At 34.6% G+C, this 11,605-nt stretch carries 12 protein-coding genes; 10 read left to right on the top strand and 2 right to left on the bottom strand.

From position 1 onward, the window contains the following. Positions 1 to 4: 4 nt before the first annotated feature. Positions 5 to 1,420 (bottom strand): aspartate ammonia-lyase, encoded by a 1,416-nt coding sequence (locus tag BMX10_RS06195; RefSeq protein ID WP_090441013.1) that lies wholly within the window; start codon positions 1,418 to 1,420, stop codon positions 5 to 7. A 472-nt stretch (positions 1,421 to 1,892) separates the two neighbouring features. Between BMX10_RS06195 and BMX10_RS06190 the strand changes: the two genes are divergently transcribed. Both BMX10_RS06190 and BMX10_RS06185 read left to right on the top strand, forming a co-directional pair. Continuing rightward, a complete protein-coding gene (locus BMX10_RS06190; protein WP_090441010.1) occupies positions 1,893 to 2,228 on the top strand; it encodes a cupin domain-containing protein in 336 nt (111 codons plus the stop codon). Between the two features lie 217 nt (positions 2,229 to 2,445). Next, positions 2,446 to 3,270, top strand: coding sequence for a hypothetical protein (locus BMX10_RS06185; RefSeq protein ID WP_090441007.1), 825 nt, complete (start codon positions 2,446 to 2,448; stop codon positions 3,268 to 3,270). A 140-nt stretch (positions 3,271 to 3,410) separates the two neighbouring features. On the opposite strand, the gene BMX10_RS06180 is transcribed toward BMX10_RS06185, so the two are convergent. Then, a complete protein-coding gene (locus BMX10_RS06180) occupies positions 3,411 to 4,400 on the bottom strand; it encodes a hypothetical protein (RefSeq protein WP_090441004.1) in 990 nt (329 codons plus the stop codon). Positions 4,401 to 4,568: 168 nt separating this feature from the next. Between BMX10_RS06180 and BMX10_RS06175 the strand changes: the two genes are divergently transcribed. From BMX10_RS06175 to BMX10_RS06140, 8 genes are all read left to right on the top strand, one after another. Continuing rightward, complete coding sequence (locus BMX10_RS06175) at positions 4,569 to 5,183, top strand: hypothetical protein (protein ID WP_090441001.1); 615 nt, start codon at positions 4,569 to 4,571, stop codon at positions 5,181 to 5,183. A gap of 12 nt (positions 5,184 to 5,195) precedes the next feature. Continuing rightward, positions 5,196 to 5,573 carry a holo-ACP synthase gene (gene acpS, locus BMX10_RS06170; RefSeq protein ID WP_090440998.1) on the top strand — a complete coding sequence of 126 codons (378 nt, stop codon included), beginning with the start codon at positions 5,196 to 5,198 and terminating at the stop codon, positions 5,571 to 5,573. Positions 5,574 to 5,604: 31 nt separating this feature from the next. Further along, positions 5,605 to 6,237 carry an outer membrane lipoprotein carrier protein LolA gene (locus tag BMX10_RS06165; protein WP_090440995.1) on the top strand — a complete coding sequence of 211 codons (633 nt, stop codon included), beginning with the start codon at positions 5,605 to 5,607 and terminating at the stop codon, positions 6,235 to 6,237. Between the two features lie 89 nt (positions 6,238 to 6,326). Continuing rightward, the gene (alr, locus tag BMX10_RS06160; protein WP_090440992.1) at positions 6,327 to 7,499 is read left to right on the top strand and encodes an alanine racemase; all 1,173 of its coding nucleotides are present in this window, start codon (positions 6,327 to 6,329) and stop codon (positions 7,497 to 7,499) included. Between the two features lie 168 nt (positions 7,500 to 7,667). Next, positions 7,668 to 7,943, top strand: coding sequence for a CopG family ribbon-helix-helix protein (locus BMX10_RS06155; RefSeq protein ID WP_090440989.1), 276 nt, complete (start codon positions 7,668 to 7,670; stop codon positions 7,941 to 7,943). A gap of 4 nt (positions 7,944 to 7,947) precedes the next feature. Then, positions 7,948 to 8,295 carry a type II toxin-antitoxin system PemK/MazF family toxin gene (locus tag BMX10_RS06150; RefSeq protein ID WP_456298991.1) on the top strand — a complete coding sequence of 116 codons (348 nt, stop codon included), beginning with the start codon at positions 7,948 to 7,950 and terminating at the stop codon, positions 8,293 to 8,295. Between the two features lie 232 nt (positions 8,296 to 8,527). Then, on the top strand, positions 8,528 to 9,025 hold the full coding sequence (locus BMX10_RS06145) for a hypothetical protein (RefSeq protein WP_090440983.1): 498 nt from the start codon (positions 8,528 to 8,530) through the stop codon (positions 9,023 to 9,025). A 371-nt stretch (positions 9,026 to 9,396) separates the two neighbouring features. Continuing rightward, positions 9,397 to 11,583 carry a DUF5693 family protein gene (locus tag BMX10_RS06140; protein ID WP_090440979.1) on the top strand — a complete coding sequence of 729 codons (2,187 nt, stop codon included), beginning with the start codon at positions 9,397 to 9,399 and terminating at the stop codon, positions 11,581 to 11,583. The last annotated feature ends 22 nt before the right edge of the window (positions 11,584 to 11,605 follow it).

Raw genomic sequence — 11,605 nt, 5'->3', positions numbered from 1 at the left:
CTCCTTAAATTCCCGGGATACCGGGTTTTGTTATTTCATAAGGATCTAATATTCTTTTGACAGCATCCTCAGGAAGAATGTGGCTTTCTCTCAAAACAGTGGCAATATCCTTTTTTTCCTGCTGGGCTTTTTTCACCAACTCTGAGGCATGGTGGTGGCCAATATGATGCAATAAAGCTGTTGCAATAGCACAGGATGCTGATAGGTTTTTCTTACAAATATCTTCATTAATAATGATATCCTCAAGACATTTTTCTTTGAAAAGCAATATAGCCTTTGTCATCATTTCTAAGGATTCTAAGAGAGCTTCAGCAATAAGAGGGGTAAAGGCATTAAGCTCCAGTTGTCCATTCATGGCCGCCAGTGTGATGGCTTGATCATTTGCCATTATCTTCATAGCCATTTGAGAAACCATCTCTGACATAACAGGATTCACCTTACCAGACATAATTGAAGATCCAACCTGCACAGGAGGAAGTGTGATCTCTCCCAGGCCCCCTTTAGGCCCAGAGTTTAATAGGCGCAAATCACTAGAGATTTTAAAAAGATTTGTTGCAGCTGATTTTAGCAACCCTGAAACCTCCACAAAGACATCCATATTCTGAGTAATATCCATAGGAAATTCACTTCTGGCAAGGCCTAAAGACGTAATATCCTGCAAGGTATCAGTGATAGTAAAAATATATTTTAAGCTGGCGTTCATACCCGTTCCAATAGCTGTGCCACCTATATTGATTTGTCTTAAACGTTCCTCTACCTTGTATAGGCGCCATCGATCTCTAGCAATAGCCTGTGCATAGGCACCGAAGCCTTGCCCAACCATCATAGGGAGGGCATCCATTAATTGTGTTCTCCCCAGCTTGATAGCATGTTGGTATTCATTTTCCTTAATTTGAAGACTATCCTGCAGCTCTGCGAAAGCCTCACTAAGAGGACGTAATAAACTAATGGCAGCTATTCGAAGTGCAGTTGGATATACATCATTGGTGGATTGAGACAGGTTGACATGATGTAAGGGATGCAACTGATGATAATCACCTTTGTTATATCCCAGGATTTCTAAAGCACGATTGGTAATGACCTCGTTGACATTCATATGAGTAGAGGTACCAGCTCCTCCTTGGTAAGCATCTACAATAAATTCCTCAGAGTAGGAGCCATTTAGAATCTCATCACAGGCTTTCACAATAGCGGTGGCTATTGGGGAAGAAAGATTTCCCAGCTTTTGGTGACTGATGGCGGCAGCTTTCTTTACAGTAACAATAGCTCCAATCAAATGTAGATTCACTCTTCTATTACTTATTGAAAAATTTTCTACAGCTCGAAGGGTATGTATGCCATAGTAAGCATCAATTGGTATAGGCTTTTCTCCTAAAAAGTCCTGCTCAATACGATAAGCATCATTTTCATGTGAAACCATTTTTATTCACCTGCCTTTCAAGATATAAATATTAGGCAAGAAAGGATAAAACATAAAAAAACCCTTTTCTTATAGAAGAAAAGGGCGTGATTTACACAAGTAAGCACAGATATACATAGGCTATGCATATTTTTCCTTTCCCTCCTATCAGGCTGTTGGGCCCTTTAGTCAGATTTGAAAAAGCTTATCCTTGATAGAAATATATATTTCTATCGCAGAAGCATTTATTAAGTTACCTCAATAATATCAAAAATTCTGACAAAAATCAAATAAATTTTTAACAAACTATTGAAAAAATTGGAAAAATGTCTTAAAAGAAGTTATAGAAGGATGAGAGGGCTTTCTTGTTATAATATTAATGAGGACAGTTTTTCTCAGATGAAGAAGGAGATTAGTAGTTAAACCTAGAATATAATTATTTAAATCAGACTTAAATATCAAAAGACAATTTTTTGCAGAGAGGAGTTTAATGATGAATCAAGAAAAAGTAACAAAAGCATCTAAAGAGGGATATATAAAGATTGCAGAGGGGCTGGAAAGAAAAACCTTGGTTTATGGAGAAAAAACTTTATTGACTGAGTTTAAATTTCAGCAGGGACATACCCTTCCCTTGCATGAACATCCACATGAGCAGACTGGGTACCTTGTTTCAGGTCATATCGCATTGATCATTAATGATATAAGGTATGAAATACTTCCTGGTGATAGCTGGGTGATTCCAGGCAATGTTAAACATGCTGCAGAGATTATAGAAGATTCAATTGTTGTAGAAGTGTTCTCACCAGTTAGAGAAGATTTTATTCCATAAACTCCATGAGGCAAAGAGGTTTATGATAGTTGAAGACTTCAGTAGCTTTTCTGTTGGAAGCTGATATAACCATCAGCATAAATATAGATAAGGTTTTGGGGGTTTAAACCAAGACAAGGTTTGCTACTGAGTTCAAAATACAGGACAATGGAAAATTGCCATCAATTTAGGTTTTTTTAAAATACGTCAATACAACTAACAGAAGAAGGTGAAAAAATTGGAAAATCTTACAATTATTAAGCTGTTACTGTCGTTTTTTATTATCGTTTCTTTAGCAGAGATATCAAAAAGGGTAAGTCCACAGCTGGGGGGCACTTTATCAGGACTGCCATTAGGGGCAGGACTATCGATTTACTTTATTTCCTATGAGCAGGGAATTGATTTTACAATACAAGGGATACCCTGGGGGATAGCTGGATTATCGGCTTCCATATTCTTTTGTTTTGTTTATTTTTTAATCGTACGATCTAGGCTATCTAATAACAAATTTACTTCTATTATTATTGCTTCTATAGCAGGGATTATTTCCTTCTTAGCCTTTGGCTTATTGATTTCTTCCATAGAAATGAATATGTTGCGGGCAACACTAATCTTTATGCTAACCTTTATACTAAATATATTCATAATCAACAGGCTAATTGATTTAGAAGAAACGGTTAATAAATCCACTACAACTTTTGTACAGTTGGCTATGAGGGGCATCGTAGTAGGTTTAATTTTGTTGTTCATAACTGGAGTAGCATCTATGGTAGGTAGTAGGTGGGCAGTCATTTTGAGTGCGTTTCCATCTACACTTTTCCCATTATTATTAGTGGTGCATTATGAAGCAGGCAGCAAATCAGTCCAATCAGTGATTCATGCTTTTTCCTATAGCATCAGTACCTTGGTGGTATTCTATTTTTCTGTGATGCATTTTGTTCCAATTTTTGGTCTAAATATTGGATTTTTATTAATCTATGCAGTATGTATTATCTATATTGTTGCTTTTAAAAAGATTCAAGCAGCAGTTAAATTAAGTCAATTAAAAAGTAAAGCTTCATAAGATTTACCATTGTACTGAATCACTATAGATATCCGATATTAAATTTTATTGGAGTATGACTTAAATAAGAGGAGGGAATATATCAAAGGATATAGACCTTCCTCTTATTTTTATAGGTGCAAAAAAATTATATTTTCTATTTATTCATCTATGGCGCCTTTGAAGGCATCCTGAATTAATAGGATATTTTTTATCACAATGGCTCCTTCTATCTGCATTAAAGGAAAGTTTTCGGCAGCTAGTTGTCTCTCCAAATCAGCAATAGATAAATCTAATTTTTGCCCATCATGCTCAGCGCCTTTTTCTACGATTTGCTGTTGCAAACTATTCTTTAATTCCTTTGTCTTATCAATATGCTCCTGAGCTGTCTCGAACTCTCCCTGAGACCCATAAAGAATACTATTGCGAATATGATATTTCATTTTATATACGGGGCTAGGCACCTTAGAGGTAAAAGCATTTCTAAAATCAGCTAAATATTTTGTCAGCTCATTTAAAGTCATCAAACTTTCTATAGTTTCTTTTTCCATGATGGTAACAGAAGCCTCCATTAATTTTTCTTCAAAGGCTGTTATTTCCTCTTGAGATACATGAAGATCCCTCAAATCAGCTTCTAAAACATTCCACATTCTATGTAATCCTTCTACCTGATCCTCTATCTCAAACCATATTTCCTCAATATCTTCAGGCAACTGACTCATCTCATTAGAGAGGCCTTCAATATCCTCCTCCTCTAACAAAGGGATAATAGTTTGGTTTTCACTAACAGACATTTCTAGTTTGTTTTCTTCGTCAGCTTCTTCAGTCTCCTCAGGTTCTTGCACACTGATTTCTGGCTCAAGCTCTCCTTCAGTTTCTACCTGTACATTTGCTGCTGGAGGACCTGGAGGCTCTTCCTCTGCCTCTTGCTCTTCCATAGCTATTTCTAGCCCCTCAATTGAATCAATATTGTGCATGGCTTCTAAAACAGCTGTCTCTAGTTCTTCTAAAATATTAGGGACCTCTGGAGGACTGTTTTCTTCTTCCTGTTGAGGCCTTTGGGGATTGATATTACATGCTGTGATGATTATAGAAAAGCATATTATTGCTACGAAAAGGATTTTTTTCTTCCTATTAAAAATGTTTATCATTTTATCACCTCCACAATATTTTTTCCATTATCCTTGAAAACATAACTAAAAGTTAATTATTTCTGAAAAAAGGTAAAAATAGTATAGAAAGACTAGAAGGAATCTATTCTATCATACCGAATAAATTAGTATACAATAGTAGGAATTTTATTGGAAAAGAGGATTAAAATGCTTTTCAAAAAAAGTATAGATATACAAATTGATGAGAATACAATAAAGAAGAACCGTGTCCCCATATTAATTAAGGATAAACAATGGAAAACGATTATTGGCGATAGTAATAATAAAACCATACAATCCTTAAGTAAGCAATTAAACGATTTAATAGATGAGGAAAGAACTTTAGAGAAAAATCTAAAGCTCTTGAGACAGCAAAAAACAAAGGTCATGAATAAAATTCTGCATCTATCAGATTTATTAAATACCAAGGGGCAAGAGAGTGTTTTATCGGAGTTGGAGGAATCCAGAGAAGAGATTAATAGAATTAATGAAGCCATAGACGAAATGGTAGAAAACCTTCTAAGCTACCCTAAGGAGATTGAAAGGGTAAACTTTGCTCTCTTAAAAGAAACGATTGTCTCAGTTTATAAGGATATTACTACAGATCATAACAGACTGTCCACTGTAGATGAAGAAATAAAAGATTTAAGAGAGCGGTTAGGAATACTAAGGGATGAAAAAGATGAATTGGAAAAAAGAGTAGAAATATTATATTCTTTACTACATACCATTATAGGATACAAGGAAATGGAAAAGCTAGATATACGCTTTTTGAAGGAATAGAGGGATAAAGAAATGGTTATAGGAACAGGGATTGACATTATAGAGATCCATCGCATAAAAAAAGCTATAGAAAGAAATTCCAGGTTTATAGAAAAAGTTTTTACTACTGAAGAAAGTAATCTGTTTCAGGAAAGAAATCTTAATCCAAATACAATAGCTGGTTTTTTTGCTGCAAAGGAAGCAGTAGCAAAAGCACTAGGAACAGGAATACGTAGTTTCCAGTGGCAAGACATTGAGGTAAAAAAAGACTCCCTAGGAAGGCCCTATATAAAATTACATAATAATGCATATAAAATTGCATATAGTAAAGGTATAGAGGAAATACACTTATCGATATCCCACTGCAGGGAGTATGCTGTTGCTCAGGCAATTGCAACAGGAACTGTATAATGATCAAGGAATAATAAGAGGGGGATGAAAGGTGAAGGTTTGGAAGGTTGTTATTCTTATAGGGATACTATCTATTTTAAGTGCTTGCCAACAACCTACCGATGAAGAAATCTACTATAAAATACAACAGAAGCTCAGTACAATGGAAAGCTATCAATGTACTGCTAAAATATACGCAAATCATGAAGATGAGGAAACAGAGTATATCTTTTTACAAGCATTTAAAGTACCTAATCAGTATAGATTAGAGGTTATATCACCAGAAGGGTTAAAGGGTAACTTAACAATATATAATGGTAGGACAGCTTGGCTTCAACATCCCTCCATTAATCAAATCTGGAAAATTGATGATTTTCACCAGTCACAAGAACAACTGATGTTTATAGGATACTTTTTAAGGAACTATATTAGTTCAAAAGAAGCTGATTTTGAAACGGAGATTATAGAGGATAAGGAATATCTTGTGATGAATACCAAAATTCCAGGCGGAAACTATTATTTTGATCATCAAAAACTGTGGGTAGAAAAAAAACAATTGGTTCCAACAAAACTATATATTTTTGATGAAAAAGGAAATGCTAGATTTAAAGTATACTATGAGGATTTTCTATATAACCCCAAGCTGCAGGAGACGTTATTTCATTTATCAATGGAGGAAGAATAACAGAATAATCAAGAAAACATATTGATATTATTGCGCTATATATTATACTTAAACTATAGTACAAAATATAGTATCAGGGGGTAGCTGAAATGCTGACTAAAGATAAATTAAGACCTGTATGGGCGGAGATCAATTTAAACCATCTTAAACATAATATCCAGGAAGTAAGAAGAGTGGTGAAAAAAGATACTTTAGTTTGCGCTGTTATTAAGGCAGACGGATATGGTCATGGAGCAACAACGATTGCAAAAACATTATTAGAAAACGGTGCTGATAGATTAGCAGTTGCTACTCTCTCGGAAGCAATTGAACTGCGAGAGGCAGGATATGAAGTCCCTCTAATGGTGATGGGTTATACCACTGAAGCTCAGGGAGAAGCAATACTAGACTATAATCTTATACAGACCGTTTATTCTTATCAGCAGGCTCAATACTTTTCTCAATTAGCAACAAATAATCAGAAGGAAATGACATTACATCTGAAAATCGATACCGGAATGTCTAGACTAGGGTTCCAAACAGATGATGAGGCCAAAGAGGAGATAACAAAGATTTTTCAGCTTCCAGGCATTAAGGTGGAAGGGATTTTTACACATTTTGCCGTTGCCGATGAAAAGGACAAAACCTTCACCTATCAGCAATTTAATAAGTTTATGAAATTGGTGGATGCTTTAGAAGGGAATGGATATACTATTCCTATCAAGCATGTATCTAATAGTGCAGCTATTATTGATTTACCAGAAATGAATTTAGATATGGTGAGAGCAGGAATTATGCTATATGGGTTATATCCATCTGAAGATGTTAATAAAGAAGCGGTTAAATTAAAGCAGGTAATGGAGCTAAAGGCAAAAATTTCTCACGTTAAAACCCTTTCAGCAGGGAGAGGGGTAAGCTACGGATTAAAATATAAAACTAAAGAAGAAAGAACAATTATTACCTTACCTATAGGCTATGCTGATGGGTTTACTAGAATGCTGACGGATAAGGCGAAAATCATAGTGCAGGGTAAAAAAATCCCAATAGTAGGAAGAATTTGCATGGATCAATGTATGGCAGATGCTACTGACTTAGATATACAAAGAGGAGATGAAGCAACTCTTTTCAGTAGTAATCCTGAAAGTGGCAACACGATTGATGATGTAGCAGCTAAGCTAGGAACCATTAATTATGAAGTTGTTTGCATGGTGGGGAAAAGGGTTCCAAGGGTATACGTGGAAAATAATAACGTTGTACACATTAATGATTATTTGATAAGATAAAAGAGAATGTTTTTTCACCTGATTGCATAATTTTTTACTAACATTGACACACTTATAGTGAATGATATATAATTAATGATATATCATTACTGGGGAAATAGTATATATAAAATGAGCTGCTTTTATATATTGATGATAAGATTGCTTTATTAAATCTGGAGGTGCAAAATGGCTGACTCTAAAAGAATAATGATAAGTCTTCCTGAAAGTCTTCTGAAAGATGTAGATTTTATAGTCTCTATGGAAAAAACCAATAGAAGTGAGTTTGTTAGAGAAGCTATGAAACTATATATTAGAGAAAAGAATAAAATTAAATTGAGAGAAAAAATGAAAAAAGGCTATCAAGAAATGGCTTCCATTAATTTAGCTCTTGCAGAAGTTGGGTTAAGCCTCGACATGTCTTCTCTAGAAAATTATGAGGCGGAAATAGCGGAGTGTGAGTAAATTGATGGTTAAGAGAGGCGATATATACTATGCAGATTTGAGTCCTGTAATAGGGTCTGAACAGGGAGGCGTCAGGCCTGTATTAATTGTGCAAAATGATATTGGCAACCGATATAGTCCTACTGTCATTGTAACAGCAATTACATCTCAGATTAATAAAGCTAAGCTTCCCACTCACGTGGAAATAGAAGCTTCCCTGTATGGATTAGCAAAGGACTCTGTCATATTGCTTGAGCAGATTAGAACAATAGATAAAAAAAGACTGGAAGAAAAAATCGGCCATTTAGATGAAGAAATGATGGTAAAGGTGAATGAAGCACTTTTAATAAGCTTCGGATTAGTTGATTTTTAAAAGACTTAATAGAGAGAATTAGGTCTTTTTTTAATGCCCTACTACTGTGCTACTAAAGCATGAATTCTCAGCAGCTCAATACATGCTGGTACAATACATATAGCTATTTTAACCTAATGGAGAATAAAAAAACTATTCTACCAAAAAACTTCCATTTCAAAGCCACATATAGTATAATAATAGCACAGTTATTAAAATACTACTTATATTTCAACAAACAAGGGGGATAAAAATGGCAAGACTTAAAAAATCACCAGCACTTACATTTATCATAGTGCTCATTGTATTACTAATTGTAGGACAAGTTGTTTATGCCAATACTAAAGAACCAGGTTCAAGTGAGGATCCTTTGGTAACCCTCAGCTATGTAGAGCAAAGAATAGAGCAGGTAAGGTTTTACATAGATGAAAAGCTTTCATCATCTCAGCCAGGTCAACCTAGTGGAGACAGCACCAAAGGTGGCAGCTTAGAGCTGGTTTACTTAAGTACTGGTGAAAGATTGATTGCTGATGCAGGAACTGAGATTATTTTAAGAGCTGGAAATGCTGTGGCGATTGATAGTCATCGTGGAGGACTGTCAGATGTAACGGCAGCTACAGATATTAGGATGAATCAACAAATTCCTCCCAATCATTTAATTATTGTTCCTAGAGAAGATGGAAGAGGAGTTCGAGCACTAACCAATGATGTAATATTATTGGTGAGAGGTAAATACACCATAGAAAAATAACAACATGAACTCAGTTACAGCTTTTATTAGACTTCCAATAACCTATTGAGGAAGTCTTTTTTATATATAGAGGATAAATAAAGGCCAGCTGTTAGTAGAAGAGCTCTCTTTATAGAAGGCTGATTTTTATAACATACTAAAGAAAAATCCCTCATAAATGAAATATAGATTTGGATAAGATTGCAGTAAACTAGAAAGCCAAAAAAAGTTACTTTACAGAGGGCTTTATAAGTAATATGATAAGAAGCGTGGTAAAATTTTTTGTTTTTATATTAATTACTACTATAATTGCTTTTTTAAGTCCAAAATGTAAAGAGAAGAAAGAAAAATGAATTCATCTAGAGAAAAATTAGGACGATGAGGTGCTTAAAATGAAAAAAAACATTGTGATCATAACCCTATTAATCGTTAGTGTATTAGCTTTAAGCTTGACATTAAGTGCCAGAGTTGCAGTGGAATCAAATAACAAGGTTGTAGATGTAGTGCTGGACTATAGTGAATTTAGAGATATGGCAGCCCAGTCAGAGAAGCCGTTAACCTGGTGGCTTGAGAAATTTGAATCATTAGGTGTACAATATGTTGGCTTGCAGGAAGAAAACCTGGAATCATTAATGATCAAAAATAATCAACTTCAGATACTAATGGGATGGCAGCTGCTACAAGAGGCAGAGTGGCGAAACCTATATCCTTCAGAGGTGGAATACTATATTGATCATGAAGGAATCAGTGAATTTGATGTTTTTATTGCAACAAAGTCTCAAGAGGTGTATGATTTTATTTCAAATGGATTAAAAAGCAGATATACCTCAGATAAGTTTCAAATCCTATCTGAAGAAGGATACTATACGATTTTGCTAAAGGGCAATATTAGAGACGCTTTATACAGAAATAATTTTAAACTAGAGGATGCAGAAGGAAAATTATCTATCCCTAGACATAAGCCATACTCTTCAAAGTTGTTGCAGGTAGGTTTAGGATTTGACACTGATAAAATTAATGTGATTCGTGAAAGTGGACTAGAAGTATTGCCAAGACCATTCACCTATATAGATTGGATGACAGAAGAATATATGGAGGCTACTTTTGCAGATATAGAAGCATATGATATGAAGCCCCCAGTATTTCTATTTAGTGGTGGAGCAGTACTAGGTTATCCTAACATTGAAATAATAGCAAATTATATGATAGAGAATAATATAGCTGCAGGATTGATAGAAACCTCTGTTCAAAGAAGTCATATAGAACAAGAAGGACTTAATTTATTGACTAGAAGCTTAAATTATGATGCGGTAAGAATTTTTTCTGTTTGGCCGTATATTCAAGAGAGATTTGGATATTACAATTATGAAGGAGCAGAAGAAATAGAAAACACGTTATATAGAGCAGTGACAGAAAGGAATATTAGATTTATTTTCTTTAAGCCATTTAAAGTAGATGATTATAATACGAGATATGACCAGTTTATCTATGTTACAGATTATGAAGAATATGAAAAAATGTTTGAAAGGTTTGAAGCAAGAATAGCTCAGCATGGCATGACCTTAGGAGATAGCAGTAGGATGGAGCCTATAAGGGTAAGGATTGCTAAACAGACATTAATGGGTTGGGGGATTGTTGCGGCAAGTATTCTATTTTTAACCTATTTAATAAAACTGGACAAAAAATACAAATATGGTTTATTAGCAATGGGATTATTGATGGTGCCTGCTGGTTTTGTTGTAAGACCTATGCTAATGGATAAATTAATGGCTTTATGGGCAGCAGTTATTTTTCCATCTTTATCTATGGTCTATTTTTGTCATAGGTGCTTTAAGTATATCTATAAAGAAGATCAGAAAGATAAGCTCCATAAAAAGATGATCTATGCAGCTAGAGATTTAATCATTGTTTCAGCGATATCTTTGGTAGGTGGATTATTTGTGGCGGGGATTCTATCTCATATAGAATATTTATTAGAAATGGATATTTTTAGAGGTGTAAAGATTAGTCAAATGATTCCTATGATTATCTATCCAGCAATTTTTATGGCCTACTTTGGATATAGAAGAAATGTTGATAAAAAACATCAACCATCTATAGGACTTGAGGATATAAAAACCTTTTTATTTGAAGACATAAAGATTGTCTATGTACTTTTATCTGCAGTGTTTTTGGGAGTGCTGTATATTTATTTAGCTAGAACAGGACATGAAACAAATATACAACCGTCTACTTTTGAACTAATTGCTAGAAATATACTAGAGGAAAAGCTATTGGCTAGGCCGAGAACAGCGGAATTCTTAATTGCTTTTCCAGCATTAATGGTGGGAATATACTTTGCAAAGGCAAGAATCAAGTCCTTAACCTTTGTAGCAGGATTAGTTGCTGTTATAGGGCAAGCATCCATTGCAAATACTTTTAGCCATTTAAGAACACCAGTGTATTTATCAACAGTTAGGACATTATATGCTTTAGTCCTAGGGGTTGTTGTGGGAATCATCTATATTTTAATATTGGAAATAGCAATAAAGCTAATCAACAAGCTAAAAACGGAGATAGCCCAACACAAAAGCAATTAAAGCAGGAATCATCACAATCTAT

The organism is Natronincola peptidivorans (assembly GCF_900111615.1).
In the GTDB taxonomy this organism is placed as follows: Bacteria; Bacillota; Clostridia; order Peptostreptococcales; family Natronincolaceae; genus Natronincola_A; species Natronincola_A peptidivorans.
Note: the sequence above shows the minus strand (reverse complement) of the source record. Positions and strands in the feature narration are given on the sequence as shown.